The organism is Gimesia algae (assembly GCF_007746795.1).
GTDB lineage: Bacteria > Planctomycetota > Planctomycetia > Planctomycetales > Planctomycetaceae > Gimesia > Gimesia algae.
The window spans coordinates 1375027-1400027 of record NZ_CP036343.1 but is presented as its reverse complement, the minus strand read 5'-3'; the positions used below and the strand labels follow the sequence as shown (position 1 = coordinate 1400027).

The following is a 25001-nucleotide window of genomic DNA, read 5'->3' as shown; positions in this document are numbered from 1 at the left end:
CAGGCACACTGAAATAATAATCTCGAATTCTTATTCTACGATGTGGAAGGAAAGCGTGATGACCGGGCGTGCTATTAATTGTGTGATGTTTCAAGCGAGAAACGTATTCTTCTGTTGTGCTGTGCCGCTAATGGTTTTCCTGACGATCTCGACCGCGTCTGCCGAAGATCTCGGCACGAAGTATCCTGCCAGTCTGGAGTATTCGAAGCAGCCTCGCAGTTACGATTCGACGACGACACAAGAGGATGTCTGGAGTCTCTCTTCGTTTGATTTGAAATTGGCAGATAAATTCGCGATCCAACTCGGGCCCTCTCAGGTTGTATTGGGCAGGCACGGCAGGAATGTGCTATGGGCGGCTGTTTTTCCCGAGACTCCAGGGGAAATTGTAATAGCGGGCGCAGGCAAAGGGGAACATGTCACCAGTCTCTGGTTGCGATTTCATCCGGCACGAGTGGGAGAACTGTTTCCTGCCGACACTGTGACAAAGCAGGGAGATTCAAAATGGATCGAACAGGCGGTTGCTCTGGCCAGACATAAGATGCGATCAAGCTGGCATCAGGGGGGGAAGCCAATGGTGCCACTTCGAGAATCCCTCATTGTCGATCTCGAAACCAAAGAAGGAGTACGACGTTTCTATGTGCTTGACACCGATAAACAAACCGTAAAGTATGTCGATGCATTTCGCCAACGGACGCTGCCCGTCGCGGTCCCATTTAAGCCTGGGGACGGAGCCGCTATCTTCGACAAAGTCTGGAACTCCTTTGATCAGGAGTATGCGATGTTTGTGATTAAACCGGAGGTCAACTGGAAGAAGTTGCGAGACCAGTATCGCCCTCAGGCAGTCGGCGCGAAAAACAATCGTGAACTGGCTGATGTCCTTAGTGAGATGCTCGCGCACCTGAAAGATCTGCATGTCTTTGTGCAGGTGGAGGGAACCTATATGAAAGGGTTCAACCGCGAGCGGCATTTTAATGCGAGTCCTGCAGCAGCAGCGCATCTGATTGGAGAAATCAACCAGGTCAAAGGCATGCGCTGGGGGCGCACAGAAGACAAGATTGGTTATATCGCTGTTGACAACCTCTCGAATCAGGCACTTCCGGAGGAGTTTGAATCCGTTCTGAAACAGATGCAGGACACGCGCGGCCTGGTTCTGGATATTCGTGCGAATGGTGGAGGAGCCGAACCGCTGGGGCAGAAAATGGCAGGTTACTTTTTAGATCAGCCCTGTCTCTACGCCATGCATCAATATCGTAATGGACCTCAACACAGTGACCTGGGTTCCATGCAAAAACGGAGTTTGACTCCCAGTAAAGACTGGTACTACCGAGCGCCCGTGATCGTACTTCAGGGCGAAAAAACAATGAGTTCCGCGGAAGCCTTTGCACTGATGCTGGCTGAGTGCCCCACCGTGACAACGATGGGAGACCGGACGGCAGGATCCAGCGGTAATCCACGGAGGATTGATGCGGGAGCGGGCATTATGGTCAATCTTCCCCGCTGGATCGCTTATGACGTGTCTGGAAAACCGTTTGAGACGGTGGGAGTTCAACCGGATATTAAAGTAAAGACCACTCCTGATGACTTTACGAAATCCAGTGATCCAGTTCTGTCCGCTGCGTTACAAAGACTGAGAAAACCATCTGAAAATCAGCCGAGTGGCTCTGATGAGGCGCTGATCCCGCGCAAATGAGATTCAAAGCGGATGGTGAATATCGCATCTACCGCAATGAGAGGAACTCTTATTTTTTCGTTTTCAGTACGCGGTCTATTTCCTGGCTCAGTATTGTAAATTGAAGTTGGTTCATGATTTCTATCATCTCAGCTTGAGTGGCATTCTCCGCGGGCGGCCATTTCACGCCGCTCGCTTCGGCCAGGGTTTTCATGAAAGCTTCACGATCCCCCGGAGGATTGACATCGCTGCGAAATGTGATCTGGCCTTCCGGATTGATGACAATCAGTGCCGGATATCCTTGCACGCCATATTTCTTTCCCGTCTCGCTATCCAGAATTGAGGTTCCTTGATCAATTCCCGTTGGGATTGTCCACTGCTCACTCTGTTTCAGCTTTTTGATCTGGCTCATTTCTCCATCCGCTGTGTGGATGCCCAGGAAGATAACGCCTTGCGCTCTGTATTTCTGTGCCAGTCGTTTCTGTGCAGGAATGGAAGCGACGCAGCCACTGCAGCGGAGACCCCAGAAATCAAGTACTACCACCTGACCGCGAAAGTCGGAGAGTTTACGGGTTTGTCCATCTGACCACTCCGCAATATCCCACTCAGGGGCAATCTGACCGACGGCCAGCGGTTTGGATTTTTCTACCTTGGATGTGGTAGCAGGTACGAACTCATTGACATGAATCGTAACTTCCTGATTTTTAGACTGGTTTTTGCTGATCACCAGATTGGTCCATTTGATTTTCGTGCCCCAGTGGACGGAGACTTGAACTACTCCACTCGGTAAGTTTTTTAATAGACCCCGGCCAGCAGAGTCAGTCCGGGTGATCTGGCGCCTCAAAGCATAATCATTACCGGGTTCCAGTATTGCTCCCGCCAGGGGCTGTTCCTTTTCGTCCAGAACGCGGATCGAAAGTGTGTGGCCCGGTTGGAGCGTGAGTGTCTTGAAGTTGATGGGGGAGAAATCCTTTTTGGCTTCCACGATTTCTGAGTCCATGCCAGCGAAACCGTCTTTTGTCAGCATGACCGAAAATTGCTGATTATTAAATACCTGGTTATCATATATCGGAAGTTTTATAGAGAATGTTCCATCATCAGTGGTCTTGGTTTCTTGTCCCGTTTCACCACTGCCTCCCCCCTTTAAGCCTTCGATCACTCCGACCCGCACATTAGCGAGTGGATTCCCTTTCTCGTCCACGACACGACCGGTCAGCCTCTGATAGCCAGCCGGTTTCGCTGCTACGGTCTGAAAGGTAAGTAAAGGAACGCCGTCGGTGAGTGTGACGGTCGCTTTACTGACAGTGGCTTTCTTTCCCGAGGCATCGATCATCACTGTTTTTTCAGTATCGGGAATCTGCTTCAGCGAGACGACCCGAGTATTGTCAAAGCCAGTTTCCACAATCAGCTCGGCTGTCATATTGACGAGTGTCAAAATATATTTGCCGCTCGTTCCCACTTGCGTCAGTTTGCCGCGACCTGACTGATCCAGATTGCTCACGGAACTGGCGTAAGCTTTCTGGAACGAGACCGGTTCTCCCTTTAGCCAGGCGTCCCGTTTTGCATCGTCTTCCACTTCCCCAAGGGACACCCGGTATTGGATCGGCTGGTCCTTGAGATGCGCGGTCAGGAACTTCAGTTGCTGTTCGTTGAGCTTGCCTTTCCAATGAATATTCCAGATGGGGCCCGATTGGGCTTTGATGTTGTGTTCCAGCACGGGATTTTCAGCCGTCGTGACTAACGCTTGCGTGCATTCTTCAGGCAGGAGCCAGTACCCCGGTTTTAAAGTGGGAAACCAGATTTGCACATTTCCTAAAGGGACTTCAATGCGATACTGACCTTTGTCATTTGTGATCCCCTTTCTTTCTCTCTGATTAACAACTGGTTCGGAGGCGACAAACATTCGGATTTCTGCGTCCGAAACCGGTTTACCTGTGCGCGCATCTCGAACGGTGCCTGTGACGAAGTATTGGTCTTGTGGTTTGCTCTCGGGGGGCTGTTCTGGTCTGGTGGAGACCGCTGGGCTCTTTTTGTTCGATTCAGGTTGTTCTTCCGTCCGTGCCACATCACTCAAGCCTGTGACAATGAAAATCAGCAACACGCAAATCGCGAAAGCGGATCTGGTTCGACTCTCCCGGACCGGATTAGCCAACTGATTGATGCGTGCACGCAGCGCAGAACGTTTGCCCGCCATAGGGAGCGCAGCAACTGGCCCCTGTGTCTGCCGGGCAAGGCGGATTAATAACTCACCATAAGCATGGCGTGCTTGCTCATCGAAATTCTTAACCGTAGCAGAATCCACGGCCTGTTCTATTTCACGGCGCATCCGATGGCTGATTAGATAGGCTAACGGGTTGAACCAGTGAATGGTGATGGCGATACGGCTGATGAGTAGCAGTAACACGTCACAGCGGCGTATGTGTTCCAGTTCATGGTTGACAATCGCCTGCCGTTCCTCTTCGCCGAAATCTGACCACAAATTTTGGGGCAGCAAAATGGTCGGCCGCCAGAATCCACAAGTGGACGGTCCAATATGAGCATCGGTAACGAAACAGTGAACCGGGAACCAGAGTCTGTCCCGCTTTTGTCTCTCTTCAATCAGCTTAAGCAGACCTATATCCCGGAGCAGTTCACTATTTTTGATGATGCGTGCCAATATGATTTTGGAACCGATCCATCTGCAAAGCAGAACGCAACAACCAGTCAGCCAGAGAAACGCCAAAATACCGGAACGCGAAATGGGGACGCTGGTTTGAGACTCTTGTGGCAGAATGACTGGAGTGTTCGACGCGTGGTATTCTTGAGCCATCGCAGTATTTGGGTTCCGGTGATCTGACTGAAGCGAATCTGGGCGGGAAGTGAATCCTATGGCAGTCGATTCAAAGGAGGAGACCGCGGCAGCGGGGGTTGAATTTCTTTTTTCAAATTCTAGAAAATGGAAGAGACTCAATCCGCTTGCTGGAATCAGCAGTACAGCCAGTCGTGTTAGCGGAATAGCCCACAGTAGTGCACGCCATTTGGGTGAAATCCAGCGGTGCATTGTCGAGGTTAGGAAAAAGATGATGCCAGCCAGTACGAATGCCTGCCAGGTGGCACGCCAGACAAGTGCCCATAACGTGGTCAATTCAAAATCGAAGTTCATTTTTTCTTTCTCCGTCTTGAAGATGATTTGTTGGTAGCTTGGTTAGCATTCGGTTCTGACTTTTCTGTGAGACGTTCATCTAAACGTTGCCTGAGTTCTTCTACTTCGTCACTGGAAAGCGTTTCATTCTCGACAAAATGGATCAATAATGACTGCAGGTCCCCGGCAAAGAATCTGTCTGTGAAGGAGCGGGCTGCCAGACGAACACATTCATTGCGCGTGACTGCCGCACGATAGAGATGTCGTGAACCATCAATGCGCACTGTGACTGCACCCTTTTCGACCAGACGCGTGAGAAGCGTTCTCACAGTTCGATGACTTCGCTTTTGAATTGGTTCGACGCGGGCGATGATTTCGCCGGCTGTCTGGTCGTCTGCTTCCCAGACGCTGAGCATCACATCCCATTCTGCCTCAGTGATTTGTAATTCTGATCGCTGACTCATGGTATCCCTTGTGACTACGTGTGTAGTAATGTTCTGGATTAGTGTTACCACAAGTGTAATAACGGTGCAAGCAGAAAATTTGAGATTGACCAGATTATGCTATGTGTGCGCATCAAATTGCTAACGATTGACGACGCAACAGCAGACTTCAACAGACTGGAACAATGCGATCTCTCTACCAGACAAGTCGGTGTGAGATCAGGAGTTGAATTCACGAAGAAAGAACATCAGCGGTCTACCAGCGTCTGTCACCGGGGAAGAAACTGGTAGTGTCTCGTTGATCAATGGAGCTATGAAGTTATTTTTCCTGTTCAGGGCGCTGCCATTCTCCGCGCATCCATTTGACGAGCAGGTTCAGGTCGTGTTTTGAGAGTTTTGATTCTTCAAAGGCAGGCATGATGTTTTTGTCGCCATAGAAGCGTTCTGCTCCTGGTTTGCGGATGAAATCAGCCAGCCACTTTTCAGATCCGTATCCGTTGAAGTCCGGGGCAGCACCGCCTCCTTCTTCTTCCGGGTCGCCTGCTTTCATCGCGTGACACTGAGCACAGTAGCCATAAAATTCAGCGACCTTGCCTGATTTATCTTTGAAGTCGATACCACTGAAGACTGAGATGCCTCGCTTAACAACTTCTTCACTCAGCGGTTTAAAATCTCTGCGGTTTGCTTCACGAGCTACCAGAGCTGCCACTGCTTCGATGTCTGCTTTGGTGAGAATGCCTTCCGGCCCGACATAGCTGTCTGCCCAGTCGCTCATATCACCGTTGAGGATAGCGTCGCCACCTTTTGTCGATCCGACATGACCAAAAAATTTCGGCGATCTGGGGTTCATCAGAAATTCCGTCAGCCATTGAGTGGTGGCGAAACCTGCCAGATCGGAAGCCCGGGGAGTGGCTTTGACTTTTTTACCATCTTTCATTTCCATGATATTGTGGCCTGTTCCGTCATGGCCATTCCATGTATGGCAGATACCACAGTGCCGTGCGAAAATCAGGGGCCCCATCGATTTGGGATCGTTCCTCAGCAGGAAGTCGGGACCTTCAGGGGGAACACCATTCTGGCTGGCCAACCAGGAAGCCCGGGCTGCATAAGCGACTTCCTGTGACCGATTCAGAGCGTAGTTTGGTGCGCTGCGTTCCATCTTAACGCCATACCAGCTGATACCAGAGATAATGAGTAAACCACCGACATAGACAATGATGGCGACCCGCTGCCCCCACTTCTCACCCAAAACTTTTTCGTAAAAGGGAACGAGGAACAATACTGCCAGAATGACTCCGGGTAGTACTGCTGTCACCAGGACTTCCATCTCTTTAGGAACCATATGTCGCAGTTCAAACAGAAACCGGACAAACCATTCAGGACGTGCGACATAAGGGATTGAACTGTCTGCGGGAGCTTCCAGTTTGATCTCGCTGGCAGGCAGATCTGCCTCCCAGTCCAGATGGCCGACTGAGACGTGCTGATTTTTGAGGGCGGGATAAACGATCATCTGAATAATCACGATACCGATCAGTACCAGAGTCAGCACCAGTGTGCGTGTGGTCTGGTAAGGCCAGTAAGGTTGGGTGATTTCATCTTTGACCGGGTCATCTTCATCCAGCTGAAAGTCGACTTCCGGATCATCGGCTGCTTCTTTTATTTTCGCAGTCCGCAGACGTTCCCGACGGATGAGCGCCATATGAAACGTAAACAGCAACATGGCGATGACGGGCAGGACAATCACATGGATTGTATAGAGCCGGGTGAGAGTCAGATTGCCGAATTCACTTCCCCCCACTACCAGGGACCGTAAAGTTGAACCTATAACCGGCATGGTACCGGCGATACCTGTTTCAATCTGATAAGACCAGTAGCCTTTCTGGTCCCAGGGCAGCGGGTTACCGGTAATCGTCAATCCAATGATGACGCCGCCAATCAGCAGGCTGGTCCAGTAGATAAATTCTTTAGGCTTGCGATAACCGGCTGAGATGATCACCAGAAAGATGTGCACTATAATTGCCACGATCATCATATGTGCGGTGTAGTGATGTAACCCGCGTACAAACCAGCCCAGATCGACCTGAGTTTCAATAAAGTGCACGCTTCCCCAGGCAGATGCTTCCGAGGGGCTGTAGACAGTCATTAGAAGTGCGCCGGTTACCATTTCCACCAGCATCATCAACACGAGTGCCCCTCCCCAGATGAATTGCCAGCGGGAGCGTCGTTTGGTGGGGAAATTTAACAGAAAGATCGCATGCAGGAAATTTTTGTAACCGGTTCGTTCATCGATCCACTGTTGGGCTTTTTGAGGCAGCACTGAAATATCTCCCTATGGGAAATCAAATTGATGAGTCTTTTTTGTCTGTCAGTTAGAGGGTCGAACTTCAGGTTCCCTTAACCGATGGGAACTTTTTCAGCGATGCCGGTTTCAAACTTCTGGTATTCTACCATGACCCACTGGTCTCCCCGGATGGTTTCGATGGTTGTCTTTAACTCATCCATTCCCCGCGGCTGTGGGCCACTGACCATTGCGCCATCTGTCTGGAAGGTAGCTGCATGACAGGGGCAAAAGTATTCTTCGTCACCGGCGACATAATCAACCACGCAGCCCAGGTGGGGACAGGTGGATGAGAACGCGGTGACTGCCCCGTCCTGCGATTTACTGAGCCAGACTGAACCGATCGGTCCGGAAGGATATTTGGTCCAGGCATCAACCCGCTGATCTATGATTGTAAATCGCTGTGGAACACCAGGTTCCAGGTCATTCAGGCGCGCCAGGCGGTATGGTTTTTCTGTTTGCTTGCCTCTTTTGAGAGTCGAAAACAAAAAGCCCAAAGCAGGTACTGCGAGGATTGTGGCGTAAAGGGACCCCAGAATACTCGTGCAGTGTTTGAGAAATTTTCGACGTCGCATGGGAAGAACCTTTAAATCTGAAAAGCATCAGTCGTCAGTCAGCAGTCCGGTATGAACTGATTGGATTCTGATTCAAACAACTTATGCCTTAAAAGGTAACGGTTTAATTTGTTCAACTCGGACAGCAGTACTCAGTGGAGCTTTCAATGGCAGGCGTCAACTGGTTTTACACAGTCACATTTGAGGAGGGAATCGCGTAACTCATATTCTAATACAAAATGACATCAAAAACTGACTAAATCATTTCATTTCTATCTTAACAGATCAAATCAGCGTTTACGAATCTTTATTTTTAAGTCTAGTGTTTTCAATTCTTTAAGACAACAGAAGTAGTGAAATTGGATTATAATGTCCGGAAAGGAGTTGTTCAATACAGGATTTCCAGGTTCTGTAGAAACCAAAAAAAACGGCTCTCCCGTTAAGGAGAGCCGTTTCGATACTTCGATTCAGTCAAGCTGAAGTCTTAATTGAACTAGTCAATCAGTCCGAACAGGTTTGACAGGCTGTTTCCACTCAGACGACGTGTCTGCTTCTGGTTCTGCAGACGGCTGGGGAAGTAAGCTTTAGGATCAGAAGCAGGAGCAGGAGCAGCAGGAGCTGCTGATGGTGAGCATCCAGCGGGAGCACATCCATTTGTGTGACAGCAAGGTGTGTCACAGCAGCCTTCAACAACTTCGTATCCACACAATTCCAGAGCCTGAGTTGCTTCACGAACAACCTTCTTGTCGCAATCGCCCAGAGCACAAGTCAGAGCAGCTGTCAGCTCAGGAGAGCATCCACAGCAGTGCTTGCGAAGCTGGTCGCCGATTTCATCAGCAGCTTTGGCACGAACACGTTCGTCAGCGTCGTTCAGAGCGTAGATGAAAGCACACATGATCTCAGGATTGCATTCGCAGTTGAAGTGATCACCCAGTTTGTGGATTGCTTTGCGACGGTGTTTAGCGTAGCAGGCAGTCTGTGACTGGTAGATCAATTCTGCAATCACGCAAGGATCGGCGTTGCAGCAAGGTTCTTCGTTGCAGCAGGTGTCTGCAGCAGGAGCAGCACAGGTCTTAGGGGCTGGTGCACAGCAAGCTTTTGGAGCAGGAGCACAGCAGGCCTTGGGAGCTGGAGCGGCACATGCTTTAGGAGCAGGAGCACAGCAGGCTTTAGGGGCTGGTGCACAGCAAGCTTTAGGAGCAGGTGCGGCACATGCTTTGGGAGCAGGAGCACAGCAAGCTTTTGGAGCTGGGGTGCAGCAGTTATCCTGGGCACAACCAGAATCTGAGCAGCGGCGTCTTTTGAACCAGCCACGCAGTTTGTGGGCTGGCTTGCAGCATGCTGGTGCAGCTTCGCAGCAGCAAGGTGGTTTAATTGATGAACACTGACGTTGATAAGTATAAACGTTAGGCTCACATGGTTTCGTAATAGTGGGTTTACAACACTCGGGTTGACAGGTCGAGGCACATTCACAGCTCTTTGCAGCCCCGCAATTAAGCGAAAGGTCAAAAAGATCTGCTTGTGCAACGGCATTCATCCCCAATGCCACAACAAATGCACTTAACAGACTAATCCATTTCATAGAACAGCGTCTCCTTCTTGGGTCGTTTTCTGACCATCATAGACAGATTGATGTGCCTCTTTTGTCACATCACAGTGGTTTGGGCGCGAATCTAGTATCGTTCCTTTAGGGACTGCTTTTTTCGTCCAAGTTGAAATCTTCAACTCGCGCTGGCTTGAATCTAAGAGCATTGCCTACGACAACACCCTTACAAAAATCTTCCTAGTAATTTTGATTGCGGTCGATGCCCCTGTGAGCACCGCCTGAATTCACATCCGAATCGTTTCCTTCGATCATTCTGATGTGAATTCTCATTGCGACTGGTACATTTCATCGGCGTGCTGTAATCGTCGCTTGAATGTCTCAAGTCATTATCAGATAAAAAGGTTACGTCAATTTTACGCATGGTTGTATGCATCGTAACGGTTGGCTAATCTGGGAGATCTTTACGTCTGGAATTGCCCATCCACTGACCCGAAAAACTGTAGGTCTGGGTAAGATGTATATCGCAGGGTGAAATGTGCGTGAGCTTCGCGGCTGTACCTAATGTGAGGAGGGACCCGTTCCCGCGAGTTAAATTTGCTGGAAGGTTTGCACCAGCGCTCACTCCGGTCGTATGCAATTTGTGGCCATAAACTTTCACCAGCCTGTCTGGAAGCGATTTAATTTATACCGATCAGGCCAGTTTCAAACGGTCACAGGATTTCTTTTCAACATTCCTGCTGATTCATCTGCCCTTGAAAGGGGAATTGTGCGAAATACTGGAAATATGACTGATTGGCCAGTCGTGCTGACAGACTGGTATTCGTTAATTTCAGTCGTGACTGAAGTGAACTGCATCCCGTGGGAGCGATTGAACAGTTCTTGCATTTCCCTCTCAGTACCTGCATAATAACTTTATTCATCAAGAACTGGGCCAGACAGGAGAGTACCAATGCGATCACTTCTCATCGTGAGCACAGTTTTTCTGTTTGTGGGATCTCCTGAGCAGGTTTCTGCCCAGAAGTATCTTTCCGCACCCGTGCAACAGTCTCGCTCCCATCAGCACCATCATCGGGGAAGCTCATACCATAGAAACTCATACCCACGCAATTATGGACGTACCTGGCCTAATCCGGGCTGGTCTGTCAGTGGTTACTCGGGAAATACCAGTTTCAACTTCTCGTTTCCCGGAAATTCCTATTATGGAAATCCGTGGGGGCCTTATATGTATAACCGATTTGGTTATTACAGTACGGATGCATTTATCCCTGGAAATCCGGTCCTCTATTCCAATGGATATTCCATAAACGGTTTTTATCCGATTTTACCGGGACAGGGAATTTCTCCCCCCGCCGTTTATCCTTACAGTAATATTCCCGGTACTTTGCCCACAGATCCGAATTCATCACAATTTTATGGACCAGCGGCGAGTAACGTACCGCTCAATAATGCACTCCAGAATGATCTGGAACGCTGGAACGACAAGAATTACCTCCCGGAACCTTCTCGCAAGATTCAGAAGTACATTGTTCCCTCTACTCGACATGCCCGGGAGTTGAGCCTGCGGAATCAGGTAAAGGGGGATGAATACTTTAAGAAACTGGATTATCGCCGGGCCTACGAGCGTTACAAGCTGGCAGCATCCTTGACGAAAGACCTCGCCACTCCGCATTTCAGAAAAGGATATTCTCTGGTTGCCCTGGGGCAGTACGATCGCGCTGCCTTTGAGTTTAAACAGGGTCTGGAGCTGGATCCCACCTGGCCTTCGACGGGAGAAAGTCTGAACGAACTGTTCGGTGCAGATCAGGTAATTGCCAAAGATTCGATGGTGAATCAGGTTGCTGAATGGGTGAAAGAAGATATTCGTGACCCGGAACGGTTATTTGTGTTTGGAGTCGTCCTGCATTTTAACGGTCAGACCGAAGAGGCGCATGATGTCATGGAAACCGCTGCCCGGCTGGCTGGTCGCGGTGATCATTTTCTGGCATTCCTGAATCCTCAGCCTGTCCCCGTCGATCAGCAGACGGTGAAACAGAAAGGTAGAAATCAGCAAGGTTATGTTGTAGACCCTGCGAAAACCCGACCGCCAGCGTTCGAATCCAAACAGACTCCGGTCCTTCCAGGAAAGCCACTGGGGCCAGCCCGATCTCAACCACTTTCCAAGCCTCTGCCTCCCCCTCCGCAGAAAATTCCCCAAAAGCCTGCAGGCAACGATTCAGCACTGCCTCCTCTTCCACAAAAGGCAGATGCACCGGGTGAGCCGTTGATTCCTCTGCCAGAGCCTGTTAAAAGTCAACCACAAGCACCGTTGTTGATACCACCAAAATGATCTGAACCATCCCTGATCGACTGGGCCTGATATATCCAATGACCGATTCTGCACATCCCCGACTGTTAGTGACATTGTGTACCTACAATGAGCGAGAAAATCTGGAGCTGTTGATTCCAGAGATACATAAGTACTTACCTTATGCTGCGATTCTGGTGATTGATGATAATTCACCCGACGGTACGGGAGAGTATGCCAAAGAACTGCGAAAGGCTGATTCTCGCATTCATTCCATCCATCGTACGGGGAAACTGGGGTTGGGAACTGCCACGATTGCCGGTTTTCAATATGCAATTGAAAATCATTACGAACTGGTACTGAATCTGGACGCCGACTTCAGTCATCCTCCCAGGTTCATGCCGGATCTGGTCGAGGCGACGAAAGCAGCGGATGTGGCCATTGGTTCGCGTTATGTCCCGGGAGGTAAGATTGAAGGCTGGGGACCCAAACGCTATTTCATGAGTGGGGCCATCAACTGGTACGCCCGGTTGTTATTAAGACTCAAATCCCGTGACTGTAGTGGCAGCTTTCGTTGTTATCGGGTTTCCAAACTGGCTGAGATCGATTTTGCTCTGTTGCGTGCCAAAGGATATGCGTTCCAGGAAGAGATCCTGTACCGTTGTCGGAGAGTCGGGTGCACTTTTCGGGAAGTCCCCTTTACGTTCGAGGAACGCCGGTTTGGAAGCTCTAAAATCAATATGGGCGAGGCGTTCTCTGCTTTAGGGGTGATGCTGGTGCTGGGGTTTGATAACTGTCTGGGAAAGCGGGTACGCACGCTGCCCTCCGATTCTGCAGAGTAATCTGATCAGCTCTTGAAGCAGTTTAGACTGTATCCAGTTTTACTGTAGCGTTTTGAAGGCCAGTGGGACCGAGTGCAATAGACTGAGAGACGCTATGATGAAATGTGATGCGCTTTAGTGATGACTGTGGGAGTCATCAGGAAATGTGCCTTCCCGCACTTCACTGGCATATGTCTGGACAGCGGATTTCATATCTGCTGCAAAATTGGCATATTTCTTCAGGAAACGGGGATGGAAATCGGGGTTCATTCCCAGCATATCCGGAGTGACCAAGACCTGCCCATCGCAACCTGAGCCCGATCCGATTCCGATGGTGGGCACTGTGACTGTATCAGTAATCTGCCGGGCGATCGGAGCAGTAATCATTTCCAATAGAATTCCAAAGGCACCGGCCCGTTCCGCGGCGAGTGCATCGGCAATCAATTGATCTTCATCACGCTGAATCTTTCCCATGCTGCCAATCGCACGTACGGACTGTGGTTTCAGGCCCAGATGTGCCATCACGGGGATATCTGCGGACGCGATCGCTTCAATGGTTTTTGCCTGGTTGACTCCCCCTTCCAGTTTGACGGCATCGGCTCCCGTCTCTTTCAGGATTCGTCCGGCGTTCTCTAAAGCCTGTGCCGGGGAAATGTGAAAGGACATAAAAGGCATGTCAACAATGATGAGGGCGCGCTCAACTGCGCGACTTACCATTTCCCCGTGATAGATCATTTCGTCAACAGTCACAGGCAATGTAGTACTCTTGCCTTGTACGACCATTCCTAAAGTGTCGCCTACCAGCAGGCAGTCCAGACCGGCTTCATCCAGAATTTTTGCTGACAGGTAATCATAGGCTGTCAACATGGTGATTTTCTGCTTTTTCTCTTTGGCTGCGAGAAACCGGGGGACAGTAAACTTCTGGGGCCGTGCGGGGGACGCTTCGGACACGGAACTCTCCTTAAAAACGCTCAGCAAATCTGAATCACAGTCAGAGTCAGGGAAATCATCAACTTAAGTAATTGTAGACATCGTCCTAAGTTGGAGGGTGCACAATATGAAAACTAAGACCTCATTCGCAATACTTGGGTCGGGTTTTCTTTGAAAACGGGGTCGCGTAAGGCAGTGTTGCATTTTGCACTGTTTGATTTTGCACCACCTGTTGCGTAATTCACCACTCAGATCTGGCCTGATTTCTACCCAATATATAGATTTAAATTGTAAATGCTTGTCAATAAATTACTTACGGATATTGTTGTGAATAAGTTTCTGAATGGTACGACTTATGCTTCTATCCTATATCAGCGATGGTGGCAAGCGTTGGCCCGCACTTGCTCCATTCAGCACAGAAAAGGTGCTTCAGTCATTCACATGATTCGAAGCACCTTTTTTTTATCCCTTCAAATCACTTTCTGTCTTCCTTCGAAGAACCCATTTTCTGGTCCGGCTTAAAAACCCTTCCTCCGGGCATCTGGAATTCCTGACCGTACTTCATTAGGATTGTGACACACGCCAGGTTCGAATGCTGGTTGTGTTTCAAGATTACAATTCACACGCAACTTCTCTGACAGGAGATCTATTTACAGATTTCTGACAGGGAGAATGCATATCAGGAGGTCACTTACCGTGCCAGAAAAAGTCGTCGTGATCGGATCAGGACCCGCTGGTTGGGCAGCTTGCATTTACACATCTCGAGCCAACTTGGAACCCCTCTGCTTCGAAGGAGCGATATCTGAGGAAAATCGACTGCAGGGGACCCTTCCTCTGGGACAGCTGGCTTTAACCACGGAAGTCGAGAATTATCCGGGTTTTCCAGCCGGGAATCTGGAATCATACCTCGATGGTTCGATCGATAAATCTAAGCGACAGTATATGGCGCCCCATCTGGGGCATGGTGTCAGTGGTCCTGAGTTAATGGAACTGATGCGTCAACAGTCGGTCAATTTCGGTACCAAAGTCGTGACTGATGATGTGGTGGATGTCGATTTTTCTACGCATCCATTCAAAATTACACGTGCTAACGGTGAAAGCGTCGAAGCGCTGTCCGTGATCATTGCCACCGGTGCCCGAGCGAACTATCTGGGGCTCGAATCGGAAAACCGTTTTAAGAACATGGGCGTTTCCGCGTGTGCTGTCTGTGATGGAGCCATGCCCCGCTTCCGGAATCACCCGCTGGTTGTGGTTGGCGGAGGTGACAGCGCCATGGAAGAAGCCAATTACCTGACCAAGTTTGCGTCCAAGGTTTATATCATCCACCGTCGTGACGAATTTCGTGCCAGCAAAATCATGGCGGAGCGGGCGCTTGCCAACGAAAAAATCGAGGTGAAATGGAATTCTGTCGTCGAGGAAGTTCTGGGCGATGACGAAAAAGGGGTGACCGGAGTGCGGATTCGCAGCACGGTTGATGAAAGTCAGACCGAAGATCTGGATGCCTCCGGCTATTTTGCTGCCATTGGTCACACACCCAATACCAACTTCCTTAAAGGACAGATTGAAACGAACGACAAAGGTTTCATTGAATGGAAGATTCCCTTCCGTACGAATACCAATGTGGAAGGTGTATTTGCCGCCGGAGATGTCGCCGATGATAACTACAAACAGGCCATTACAGCAGCGGGCAGCGGATGTATGGCTGCTTTGGATGCCGAACGCTGGCTTGTTGAAAAAGGTTTTGAATAAGCCACATCCCTGATTACTAATTGATAGATCCCCGTCTGAAAGGACGAATAAAGTATGCTGACTCAAGAAGGTTGTCTGGCACGACAGAAACGGTTGTGGGAATCGGTTCCCGATCACCTGGAATGGATTCTGATCGCGGACCCCCGTCACGTTCTGTATCTTTCCAACTTCCTGGTGCAGCCCTGCAGCTTTTCACGGGGTGAGCGGGCATTGTTGCTGCTGGATCGTGATAAAGGTGTCACCCTGGTTGGTGATAATTTCACTCTCCGTTCTTCCGCTGCTGAGTTTTATGTCGATCATGAAGCGATTGAAACCTGGTACGATCACAAACACTCCGTCGAAAATCGCGACCATGCACTTTTTAAAGCCTTGAAGTCAGTAGTACCTCAGCTGAAAGGTCGTCCCGGTGCGATTGAAGCAGAATGGCTGCCGGTAGGAGCATTGCAGGAACTGGAGATCTCTCAGACCGATGCGACTCTGGAACTGGGAAGCGTCCTGCGTAAATTACGTCGTCAGAAACATGCTGATGAAATTGCGTTACTCAAACAATGCATGCAGGCTTGCGATGCCGGGCATGCGTGTGCCCGAGAAGTCGTCGAAGCGGGTAAAAGTGAATTCGATATCTTCCGCAAAGTCCAGGCGGCAGTCCTGCAGGCCGCGGGTCTGCCCGTCATAATTTACGGTGACTTCCGTGCGTCAACTCCTGCTGTTCCCAAGGCGGGGGGATTACCTACCGGTCATGTCTTGGCGAATGGCGATCTGTTCGTCCTGGATTATTCGGTGGTGATTCACGGTTATCGCAGTGACTTCACAAACACGATTGCAGTCGGTGAGCCATCGGCTGATCAGCAGATGCTGTTCGGCCTCTGTCAGGCAGCCATGCAGGGAGGTGAGTCGACACTCAAAGCAGGTACAAAATGTGCCGACGTGCATGCAGCGACTGCCGCACCGATCTGGGAAGCCGGCTATCAGGAGAACTTCCAGCACCATGCCGGTCACGGACTGGGACTCGGTCATCCCGAAGCACCGATCCTGGTTCCTGAGAGCATTGATACGCTTTTGGCGGGAGATGTTGTTACATTGGAGCCTGGGGTGTATGTGGAAGGGATTGGCGGAATGCGGATCGAGCATAACTATCTGATTACAGAAGATGGATTTGAGCGATTGAGTAACCACGTGATCGCGCTGAAATAACTGGACCCGGCATTCAATCTCAAATCAGGTGCCCGTGAATATGTCCTCTTCTGAATTCTCGGACTGGATAGAAGATGACCTGCAGAAACTCCGGAAAGAAGGTTTGTTTCGTACGCGACGAACCTTCAAGCCGCTGCCAAATGGGCGCTGTCTGCTGGAAGGCCAGGAGCTGATCAATCTTTCCAGTAATGACTATCTCAATCTGGCTCACGATCCACGTCTGATTTCTGCTGCTGCTTCAGCACTACAGGAAATGGGAGTGGGCGCGCGCGCCAGTGCCCTGGTGAGTGGTCGTACCGAATGGCATGCTCGGCTCGAACAACGACTGGCTGATTTTGAGGGTACGGAAGCGGCGATTCTGTTTCCCAGTGGTTATGCGGCGAACCTGGGAGTTGTGTCTGCCATCGCGGGTGAGGGAGACACAATCTATTGTGATCGTCTGAATCATGCCAGCCTGATCGATGGATGTCGACTCGCAGGGGCAGCGTTCCGCGTCTATCGTCATGATCGTCTCGAGAAGCTGAAACGGGAACTGGATAAAAAAACGGGTGAAGGGAAAACGATCATTGTGACGGATTCGATCTTCAGCATGGATGGTACCTGGGCACCTCTGGTTGAACTCTGTGATCTGGCAGAACAACATCATGCGTATCTGGTAGTAGATGAAGCACACGGGACGGGAGTCTGGGGCGAGACGGGACGCGGACTGGCTGAAGAATTGAATGTGGAATCAAGAGTCACCATTCGCATCGGTACGCTCAGTAAGGGGCTGGGAGCCATGGGAGGATTTGTGGCTGGCTCAGATTCTCTGATCAACTGGCTCTGGAACCGGGTACGGACACAAATTTATTCGACTGCCCTGCCCCCGGCAATCTGTGCAGCGGCCTGTGAATCTCTCCTGATTATTAAGGCAGAACCAGAGCGCAAACAGCATCTGCATCAACTATCCGTATTTCTGCGCCAGGAACTGGCACATCGATCACTCCTGGCTGACGTTACGTCTAGCGGACCGATCATTCCCGTGATTCTGGAAAATCCTGAACGAACGATGTCGATTGCAGCAGATTTACAGGCTGCTGGATTTCTTGTCGGGGCAATCCGACCTCCCACCGTCCCTCACGGGACCTCCCGTCTGCGAATTTCAGTCACCAGTGCTCATCAGCGCGATGATCTGGAGCGGTTTTTAAAAGCGTTGGATTGTTCCCTCGCCAGATACGGGGAATCGCGATAAGGTATGCAGATCAGTATTTTCTATCCACCAGTTGAAATAAAACGCACAGCTTCTGTTCAGGCAGATTTAATCAACGTTTGAAGAACTCCGTATGAATTTTCGTGATCAGATTAAAAATGAATACCCGTTTGAATCCCATTGGTTGAAGGTCGACGGTCATCAATATCACTATCTGGATGAAGGCGCAGGCCCGGTCCTGCTGATGGTGCACGGTAATCCGACGTGGAGTTTTGCCTGGAGACGACTGATCAAACAGCTCTCTCAAAAATACCGTGTGATCGCTGTGGACCACATGGGGTGTGGGTTGTCTGATAAACCTCAGAATTATTCATATCAACTGGCGACACACATCAAGAACCTGAAAACCCTGATTCGGGAACTGGATCTGCAAAATATTACTTTATTTGCGCATGACTGGGGCGGTGCCATCGGCATGGGAGCAGCCGTCGATTTGCCGGAGCGGTTCCAGCGATTTGTGCTTATGAATACTGCCGCTTTTCGTTCGCAGGAAATCCCCCTGCGGATCGCCGTCTGCCGCATCCCGTTTCTGGGGGCCTGGGGGGTACGAGGTTTGAACCTGTTTTCAGGAGCTGCAGTGAAAATGGCGGTTGAGAAACCCGAACGGATGACCGCGGAAGCCAAAGCCGGATTCCTCGGCCCTTATGATTCCTGGAAAAATCGGATCGCCGTCCATCAGTTTGTCAAAGACATCCCCTTAAAACCTTCACACCCCAGCTATCAGACACTGCAGCATGTAGAAGCGGGGTTGCAGCAGTTCACAGAGCACCCCATGTTGTTGATCTGGGGGGAAAAGGACTGGTGCTTCACGACCAACTTTCTTGATGAATTTGAACGCCGTTTCCCAGACGCGGAAACTCTGCGAATTCCCGATGCCGGTCATTACGTATTTGAAGATGCACACGAAGTCATGCTGCCCCGCATTGAGGCGTTTCTGGAGCAGCATGTTTGAACGTGTTTAAAAATCACCAAAATCGGGATTGAGCAGATGCTCGGTGCTGCCCAGGTGGGAGACCTTTTCGATTTTCTTCCGAGGTTTTTTAGGTTTATAAGCTTCAAAACCATCGATGCGAAACTCAGTCACCATATTGTTGATCCGGTTCTCGATATTCGTCAGCTGTTCCCCTTCATCAGGCGCAACAAATGTGAAGGCAGCCCCTTTCTGATCGGAAGAGAGCCGACCGACACGACCAATGCGGTGCACATAATCATCGCTGAATTCCGGGATATCGAAATTGATGATATGGGAAATGCCACTGACATCAATGCCACGCCCCATCACATCAGTAGCAATCAAAAGTCTGATTTTTCCTTCACGGAATTGTTTCAGAACCCGATCGCGTTTGGGTTGAGGTAAATCTCCATGGATGGCAGCCACATCTTTGAGCTTTTTAGAGAAGATTCGGTCCAGTTTGTCGGCACCGCGTTTTGTTCGGGTAAACACAATCGTCTGTTTCGGTCGTTCTTGAAACAGCAGTCGAGACAGCAGTTTGATTTTACGGTCGGGGTCAACGGTGATGTAGTACTGATCGATGGCATCGACGCTGACTTTATCCTCAGAGAGGTCAATCATCACAGGGTTCTGCATGTAGCGATTTGCCAGTCGCTCCACAGGCGGGGGTAAGGTTGCGGACAGAAGCAGCGTCTGTCTTTTCTCGGGGCACTTCCGCAGAATCTTTTCAATATCCGGTCGGAAGCCGATGTCAAGCATCCGGTCTGCCTCATCCAGCACGACAAATCCCAGTGTGCCCAGTTTGAGGTTACCGCGGTTGATGTGGTCAATCACCCGCCCGGGGGTCCCCACGGCGATCTGTGCCCCTTTTTTCAACTGGTTTTCCTGGGGGCGGACCGGTTTGCCTCCAACCAGGACAGCGATGCTCAACGATTTCGAGGTGCATAGTTTCCGGATTTCAGCGGCCACCTGCTCACTCAATTCGCGGGTCGGAGCCAGAATCAGGGCCTGCATCCCGGGCCGCCTGAAGTCAAGTTGCTGCAGCACAGGCAGTGAAAACGCTGCCGTTTTACCGGTTCCGGTGCGGGCCTGGCCTATGCAGTCCTGACCAGTAACGGCGATAGGAATCAGTTCAGACTGAATCGGGCTGGGGGTTTCATACCCTGCCTTACTTAAGTCCTTCAGGATTTTTTCATTCAATCCTAATTCTGAAAAACTGGTTTTAGCTGGTTTTTTTTTCTTCTTTTTCTGTTTGGGATTCATATCCTGTGTTTTCCTGCTGAAGCAGGAGAAAACTCGCTCTGCGATGAGGCATCCGTGATGGGATGATTACTCTGGTTGCGGGTCGCTTTCGCTGTCCAAACCAGACTGACTTAAACTGTCGAGACTTGCCTGTTCTCGAACCGAAACCCCAATCAAACGCTTGATGTCATTACTGTCAATGGCCTCTTGTTCTACGAGTGCTTTTGCCAGCAGATCAAGTTTCTCCCTGTTTTCTGTTAATATTTTTTCGGCCCGTTCTTCAGCAGCGTTCATGAATCGCTGCATTTCCTGGTCAATGACGTGTGCTGTTTCTTCACTGCATTCGCCTTGAGATTTCATGTCTTTCCCCAGGAACGGGTTTTCATCGGAGTGGCGGAATGCCACTGGTCCGATCACATCACTCATGCCCCACTGTCCCACCATTTTTCGTGTGATCTGGGTAGCACGTTTAATATCATCTGCTGCTCCGGCGGTGTGTTCACCAAACACAATGCCTTCTGCAGCGCGTCCGCCTAACATGAACGCTAACTGGGAGTGAAGATGTTTCTCTCCCATGTTATAACGTTCTTCATCGGGAAGAAGCTGGGTCACACCCAATGCTCTGCCACGAGGAATTACGGTGACTTTGTGTACCGGATCAATTTCCGGCAATAACCAGGCCAGCAATGCATGACCGGCTTCGTGATAGGCTGTCATTTCCCTTTCTTTTTTGCTCAAGATCTCCTCGCGAGGCGGTCCCATCAGGACACGATCTCGGGCATTATCAAAATCGTCATTGTCGACCTGCCCTTTATTTAAACGGGTTGCCGACAATGCTGCTTCATTCACCAGATTCTTCAAATCGGCGCCAGAGAATCCAATTGTGCCTGCAGCAATTTTGTGTAAATCAACATCTTCTGAAAGTGGGATCTTCCTTGAGTGAACTTTCAAAATCGCGGCCCGACCCTCTTTCGTGGGACGATCCACTGTAATATGTCTGTCAAAGCGTCCGGGACGCAGTAATGCCGGGTCCAATACATCGGGACGATTAGTGGCAGCGATGATGATCACAGCTTCATTCTGCTGGAAACCGTCCATCTCACTCAACATCTGATTGAGGGTCTGTTCCCGTTCATCATGGCCACCGCCCAGACCGGCGCCTCGAATTCGACCCACGGCATCGATTTCATCTACGAAGATGATACAGGGGGCATTTTCTTTTGCCGTACGAAACAAGTCGCGTACTCGACTGGCCCCAACACCGACAAACATCTGGATAAATTCAGAACCATTGATGGAATAAAAGGGAACTCCTGCCTCACCCGCAGTCGCACGTGCCAGCAGTGTTTTTCCGGTTCCCGGCGAGCCCATCAACAGCACGCCTTTTGGGATCTGTGCCCCCAGACGCTGGAACTTGGCGGGAGTCTTTAAGAATTCCACGACTTCCTGTAGTTCCGCCTTGGCCTGTTCCATGGCAGCCACGTCATCGAAGGTGGTTTGTTCTTCCGAGGGACGAAATCGTTTTGCCGGACTTTTGGTAAAATTACCCAGCATGCCGGAGCCCATGGGATCTGAAGATCGTTTTAACATGAACCAGAAGAAGCCGATAATCAACAATGGTCCAATCAACCACGGGAGAATATAGGCACCAATACCTACATTCGTGCTCTCCGCCTTGAAAGTTACATCGTGTTTGATCAGTTCCGGAACCAGGTCCCGGTCTTCGACTGGATGTGAAGGCAGGACAGTATTAAATTCTTCGGACAGCTTTTCATCTTTTTTCTCTTTATCAGGATTCTCTGGCTTGGTTTTCCATTTTCCTGTCAGGATATCACCATGGAAGTCAACGGAATCAACGTTCCCCCGCTTCAGTTCTGAAATAAAGAAACTGTAATCCACCTTCGAACCAGTATTTTCCGGCGAAGTTTTCATCAACATCAGACTGCCGATCACCAGGATGAGCAGGATAATTAACCAGGGACCGGTCGATGGGGCATTCTGAGTTTCTTTACCTGGTTGCTTCTGAGGAGCTTTGCCTTTGGGAGGATTTGCCTGGGGGTTCTCCGGAGGAGAGGCCATATGATATTCCGTTCGTTTACTGAGATCTATTACTGTTTGCTGATAACTGCATTACTCATGGTGTGACATTCGCGTCGAATCAGCCGTCTTAGCGGAAATTAGGATTGCGAAATTACAGGTGACAGATGTTTCTTTCTGAGTTTCAGTAACATGTTGCTGATTCTATGGGAAAATCTGTGTCACAGGCAATGCTGGCAGGCCAGTTTTTAGAAAGGATCAGGTAAGCAATTAATAAAATAAGTGCTTCATAATTGGGACCTTATTGCATGAGGCCCGGGACAGAAGTCAATCCTTGAGGCCGTAGCGCACAATACACCAAATTGCCTTCACGCCATCCCGCCAGCCGATTTTCTTGCCCTGATCGTAGGTGCGACCATCGTAGCTGATCGACATTTCGAAGATACGGCACTGGCGGCGGGCCACTTTTGCTGTGAGCTCTGGTTCGATTCCGAATCGATTCTGGCACAGTCCCGGCGCAATTTCTTTAATGACTTCCTTCCTGAAGAGTTTATAACAGGTTTCCATATCTGTCAGATTTAGGTTGGTAAAGCAGTTGGAAAGTGTGGTCAGGAACTTGTTTCCCAGAAAATGCCAATAATACAGGACCCGGTGTGGCTGATCTCCCAGGAAGCGGCTGCCATAAACGACATCGGCTTTGCCTTCAATGATGGGTTGTAACAGCCGCGGATATTCTGAGGGATCATACTCAAGGTCGGCATCCTGAATCAACATTACATCACCCTCGGCTTCCATAAAGCCAGTTCTGACAGCGGCTCCTTTACCCTGGTTCTGTTCGTGGAAGATCACTCGAACCCGGTTTCGCGGATCATCTTCAGCCTGCATCTGTTCTTCAAGTGTTCTCAGGATCTCCCGTGTCCCATCCGTGCTGCCATCATCCACCAGAACCAGTTCTTTGGGAATCGGGACTGCTTTTACCTGATTAATCAGGTTTTCGACGGTTTTGTGCTCGTTGAAAATAGGGATGACCACAGACAACAGAAAGTCTTTGGGGATAGCGTAAAAGCCAAGTTGGCGACAACCAGCCTCACCCAGGGATTTTTTGAGCGAATTGTACCATTCTTCAGTGTAAGGATAGCCGTGTTCATCCGCTTGAGGAACTGAAGTCATTGAATAGAGGTCCATAGGTAACTTCGAGTAAGAGTAAAATTGAATAAGATAGATTTTATAATAACGCCTGGTTTACAGAACTGTTTCGGTCAGAATGCGAGTATGCATCCCTTTCTGGAGAGTGATTCAATAATCCAGCAGGAAACTGCTTATTCTGTATTATAAGTCGTAAAATGTAACTGCAAGAGGAGTTTCTGTTTCCTTTTTGCTTTCGATACTGGCGAAGTGGAACAAACCGGTTTACATTATCCATACTGTCAGACTGATTCTCCGCATCATATCTATTATTTCGATTATGACGATTTACTGAACGACTGATTCGCTATAGTTAAGGCACGCTCATGAAATCCACAACGGTTCTGTTCACTGACGTGAGTTCTCAAACCTGGATCAACGAGACTCTGTTGAATAATGAGACCCATCCCGAATTTTCCAGCGAGCCTGGCTGGTTCATTCAGAAGCAGCAACTGCATGGAGGGACCTCCGAGGGAGTTGATCTCATTACGGTAAGTAATGGGGCTTTAACGCTTTCGATTGTACCGACAAGAGGCATGGGAGTCTGGAAGGGAGATTTTCAGGGAACCCCACTCGGCTGGCAGTCCCCGGTGAAGTCTCCAGTCAATCCTGCCTATGTGAATCTTTCCGAACGCGGAGGTCTGGGCTGGTTAAGTGGCTTCAATGAACTGATCTGTCGCTGTGGGCTGATTTCCAATGGTCCACCAGGAAAGGACCCGTCCGGGAATCCTCTGGAATCTGATTTGACTCTGCATGGACGGATTGCCAATACCCCTGCCCATTATGTGAGCGCCACACTTGATCCAGCGGATGGGGGCTGGATCAGGATTACCGGAAAAGTAGAAGAAGGCATGCTGTTTGGCAGCCAACTGCAGCTGGAATCAACTCTTGAGACGCAACTGGGCTCGAACAAGTTTCGAATTCGTGATCGGGTGACTAATCCTGGTGCAGAAAATGTGGAATCTGAACTATTGTATCACATTAATGTAGGTACTCCTTTCCTCGAAGAGGGGGCAAATTTTGCTATGCCTTTTGCAGAGATGGCCCCTCGTGATCCACGTGCTGCGGAAGGTGTGAATGAATTTCGAACTTATCTGGGACCGACTTCGGGATATGCCGAGCAGGCTTATTATTTTGAGCCCGTTGCAGATGAGAATGGTTTTTCCCCTGCTTTGCTGACCGATAGAGAGGGGGGAATGGGTTTTCTGGTGGAATTTAGGAGATCGACTCTACCCTGCTTTACACTCTGGAAGAATACGCAGTCTGAAGAGAGAGGGTATGTGACAGGTTTGGAGCCAGGGATTAATTTCCCGAATTTTCGGGCAGATGAGCGGGAACGGGGGCGACTGAAAAACCTTGATCCAGGCGACAGCTATGAGACGGAAATTGAAGTCTCGATTTTGAATAATTCGGATTCGGTTGATGCCGTAAGGCAGAAAATCACGAAACTAACTGAACAGGCCCCTTCCGTGATCCACTCCGCGCCTCATTCGCGGTTTTCATGATGCTGAAACGGATGCGTTCTGGTTCCTCTGATCTGGATCGTCTGGCAGAACCAGAATCGATGAAAAAATAGAAGAAATCAGCGATTTAATCACATTCTGCCGCCTATAAGGCTGGAATTAAATCAAATGGTTCTGATATATTTGCTGGACTGATCTCCTGGGTGTATCGATTAATGCGTTGG

The 25001-nt window shown here is 49.8% G+C and carries 18 protein-coding genes; 9 read left to right on the top strand and 9 right to left on the bottom strand.

Going from position 1 to position 25001, the window contains the following annotated elements:
• The first annotated feature begins 58 nt into the window (after positions 1-58).
• The gene (locus Pan161_RS05200; protein ID WP_197995705.1) at positions 59-1690 is read left to right on the top strand and encodes a S41 family peptidase; all 1632 of its coding nucleotides are present in this window, start codon (positions 59-61) and stop codon (positions 1688-1690) included.
• A gap of 49 nt (positions 1691-1739) precedes the next feature.
• Here Pan161_RS05200 and Pan161_RS05195 read toward each other — a convergent pair whose 3' ends face one another.
• The 5 genes from Pan161_RS05195 to Pan161_RS30905 form a co-directional block, all read right to left on the bottom strand.
• Positions 1740-4811, bottom strand: a complete 3072-nt coding sequence (locus Pan161_RS05195) for a M56 family metallopeptidase (protein WP_145224676.1) — start codon at positions 4809-4811, stop codon at positions 1740-1742.
• A complete protein-coding gene (locus Pan161_RS05190; protein ID WP_145224674.1) occupies positions 4808-5254 on the bottom strand; it encodes a BlaI/MecI/CopY family transcriptional regulator in 447 nt (148 codons plus the stop codon). The genes Pan161_RS05195 and Pan161_RS05190 overlap by 4 nt, the downstream gene beginning before the upstream one ends.
• A gap of 298 nt (positions 5255-5552) precedes the next feature.
• The gene (locus Pan161_RS05185) at positions 5553-7550 is read right to left on the bottom strand and encodes a cytochrome b N-terminal domain-containing protein (RefSeq protein WP_145224672.1); all 1998 of its coding nucleotides are present in this window, start codon (positions 7548-7550) and stop codon (positions 5553-5555) included.
• 77 nt (positions 7551-7627) lie between these two features.
• Entirely contained in the window at positions 7628-8146 is a 519-nt protein-coding gene (locus Pan161_RS05180) for a QcrA and Rieske domain-containing protein (RefSeq protein WP_145224670.1), read from the bottom strand.
• Between the two features lie 472 nt (positions 8147-8618).
• Positions 8619-9131: a HEAT repeat domain-containing protein gene (locus tag Pan161_RS30905; protein ID WP_232103628.1), complete on the bottom strand. Its 513-nt coding sequence runs from the start codon at positions 9129-9131 to the stop codon at positions 8619-8621.
• A gap of 13 nt (positions 9132-9144) precedes the next feature.
• Between Pan161_RS30905 and Pan161_RS30900 the strand changes: the two genes are divergently transcribed.
• The 3 genes from Pan161_RS30900 to Pan161_RS05160 all read left to right on the top strand — a co-directional run bounded on the left by Pan161_RS30900 (position 9145) and on the right by Pan161_RS05160 (position 12797).
• Positions 9145-9513, top strand: a complete 369-nt coding sequence (locus Pan161_RS30900) for a hypothetical protein (RefSeq protein WP_145224668.1) — start codon at positions 9145-9147, stop codon at positions 9511-9513.
• A 1107-nt stretch (positions 9514-10620) separates the two neighbouring features.
• Positions 10621-11997 (top strand): tetratricopeptide repeat protein, encoded by a 1377-nt coding sequence (locus tag Pan161_RS05165; protein WP_145224666.1) that lies wholly within the window; start codon positions 10621-10623, stop codon positions 11995-11997.
• Positions 11998-12035: 38 nt separating this feature from the next.
• Positions 12036-12797 (top strand): polyprenol monophosphomannose synthase, encoded by a 762-nt coding sequence (locus Pan161_RS05160; protein ID WP_145224664.1) that lies wholly within the window; start codon positions 12036-12038, stop codon positions 12795-12797.
• Positions 12798-12911: 114 nt separating this feature from the next.
• Here Pan161_RS05160 and panB read toward each other — a convergent pair whose 3' ends face one another.
• Positions 12912-13727, bottom strand: a complete 816-nt coding sequence (gene panB / locus Pan161_RS05155; RefSeq protein WP_145224662.1) for a 3-methyl-2-oxobutanoate hydroxymethyltransferase — start codon at positions 13725-13727, stop codon at positions 12912-12914.
• Positions 13728-14402: 675 nt separating this feature from the next.
• Here panB and Pan161_RS05150 point away from each other — a divergent pair.
• From Pan161_RS05150 to Pan161_RS05135, 4 genes are all read left to right on the top strand, one after another.
• Positions 14403-15455, top strand: coding sequence for an FAD-dependent oxidoreductase (locus tag Pan161_RS05150; protein ID WP_232103627.1), 1053 nt, complete (start codon positions 14403-14405; stop codon positions 15453-15455).
• A 54-nt stretch (positions 15456-15509) separates the two neighbouring features.
• Positions 15510-16649, top strand: a complete 1140-nt coding sequence (locus tag Pan161_RS05145) for a M24 family metallopeptidase (protein WP_145224658.1) — start codon at positions 15510-15512, stop codon at positions 16647-16649.
• A gap of 40 nt (positions 16650-16689) precedes the next feature.
• The gene (bioF, locus tag Pan161_RS05140; protein WP_145224656.1) at positions 16690-17880 is read left to right on the top strand and encodes an 8-amino-7-oxononanoate synthase; all 1191 of its coding nucleotides are present in this window, start codon (positions 16690-16692) and stop codon (positions 17878-17880) included.
• Between the two features lie 91 nt (positions 17881-17971).
• Positions 17972-18850: an alpha/beta fold hydrolase gene (locus Pan161_RS05135; RefSeq protein WP_145224654.1), complete on the top strand. Its 879-nt coding sequence runs from the start codon at positions 17972-17974 to the stop codon at positions 18848-18850.
• A gap of 6 nt (positions 18851-18856) precedes the next feature.
• Here Pan161_RS05135 and Pan161_RS05130 read toward each other — a convergent pair whose 3' ends face one another.
• The 3 genes from Pan161_RS05130 to Pan161_RS05120 form a co-directional block, all read right to left on the bottom strand.
• Entirely contained in the window at positions 18857-20113 is a 1257-nt protein-coding gene (locus Pan161_RS05130; RefSeq protein ID WP_145224652.1) for a DEAD/DEAH box helicase, read from the bottom strand.
• Positions 20114-20179: 66 nt separating this feature from the next.
• On the bottom strand, positions 20180-22171 hold the full coding sequence (gene ftsH / locus Pan161_RS05125) for an ATP-dependent zinc metalloprotease FtsH (protein ID WP_145224650.1): 1992 nt from the start codon (positions 22169-22171) through the stop codon (positions 20180-20182).
• A 285-nt stretch (positions 22172-22456) separates the two neighbouring features.
• Entirely contained in the window at positions 22457-23299 is an 843-nt protein-coding gene (locus tag Pan161_RS05120; RefSeq protein WP_145224648.1) for a glycosyltransferase family 2 protein, read from the bottom strand.
• Positions 23300-23640: 341 nt separating this feature from the next.
• Between Pan161_RS05120 and Pan161_RS05115 the strand changes: the two genes are divergently transcribed.
• On the top strand, positions 23641-24819 hold the full coding sequence (locus tag Pan161_RS05115) for an aldose 1-epimerase family protein (protein WP_145224646.1): 1179 nt from the start codon (positions 23641-23643) through the stop codon (positions 24817-24819).
• The last annotated feature ends 182 nt before the right edge of the window (positions 24820-25001 follow it).

What these genes read in the sequence shown, in the direction of transcription:
- Pan161_RS05200 (WP_197995705.1), top strand. Translation starts at nt 59, where the DNA reads ATGACCGGGCGTGCTATTAATTGTGTGATGTTTCAAGCGAGAAACGTA.
- Pan161_RS05195 (WP_145224676.1), bottom strand. Translation starts at nt 4,811, where the DNA reads ATGAACTTCGATTTTGAATTGACCACGTTATGGGCACTTGTCTGGCGT.
- Pan161_RS05190 (WP_145224674.1), bottom strand. Translation starts at nt 5,254, where the DNA reads ATGAGTCAGCGATCAGAATTACAAATCACTGAGGCAGAATGGGATGTG.
- Pan161_RS05180 (WP_145224670.1), bottom strand. Translation starts at nt 8,146, where the DNA reads ATGCGACGTCGAAAATTTCTCAAACACTGCACGAGTATTCTGGGGTCC.
- Pan161_RS05165 (WP_145224666.1), top strand. Translation starts at nt 10,621, where the DNA reads ATGCGATCACTTCTCATCGTGAGCACAGTTTTTCTGTTTGTGGGATCT.
- Pan161_RS05160 (WP_145224664.1), top strand. Translation starts at nt 12,036, where the DNA reads ATGACCGATTCTGCACATCCCCGACTGTTAGTGACATTGTGTACCTAC.
- Pan161_RS05145 (WP_145224658.1), top strand. Translation starts at nt 15,510, where the DNA reads ATGCTGACTCAAGAAGGTTGTCTGGCACGACAGAAACGGTTGTGGGAA.
- bioF (WP_145224656.1), top strand. Translation starts at nt 16,690, where the DNA reads ATGTCCTCTTCTGAATTCTCGGACTGGATAGAAGATGACCTGCAGAAA.
- Pan161_RS05135 (WP_145224654.1), top strand. Translation starts at nt 17,972, where the DNA reads ATGAATTTTCGTGATCAGATTAAAAATGAATACCCGTTTGAATCCCAT.
- Pan161_RS05130 (WP_145224652.1), bottom strand. Translation starts at nt 20,113, where the DNA reads ATGAATCCCAAACAGAAAAAGAAGAAAAAAAAACCAGCTAAAACCAGT.
- ftsH (WP_145224650.1), bottom strand. Translation starts at nt 22,171, where the DNA reads ATGGCCTCTCCTCCGGAGAACCCCCAGGCAAATCCTCCCAAAGGCAAA.
- Pan161_RS05120 (WP_145224648.1), bottom strand. Translation starts at nt 23,299, where the DNA reads ATGACTTCAGTTCCTCAAGCGGATGAACACGGCTATCCTTACACTGAA.
- Pan161_RS05115 (WP_145224646.1), top strand. Translation starts at nt 23,641, where the DNA reads ATGAAATCCACAACGGTTCTGTTCACTGACGTGAGTTCTCAAACCTGG.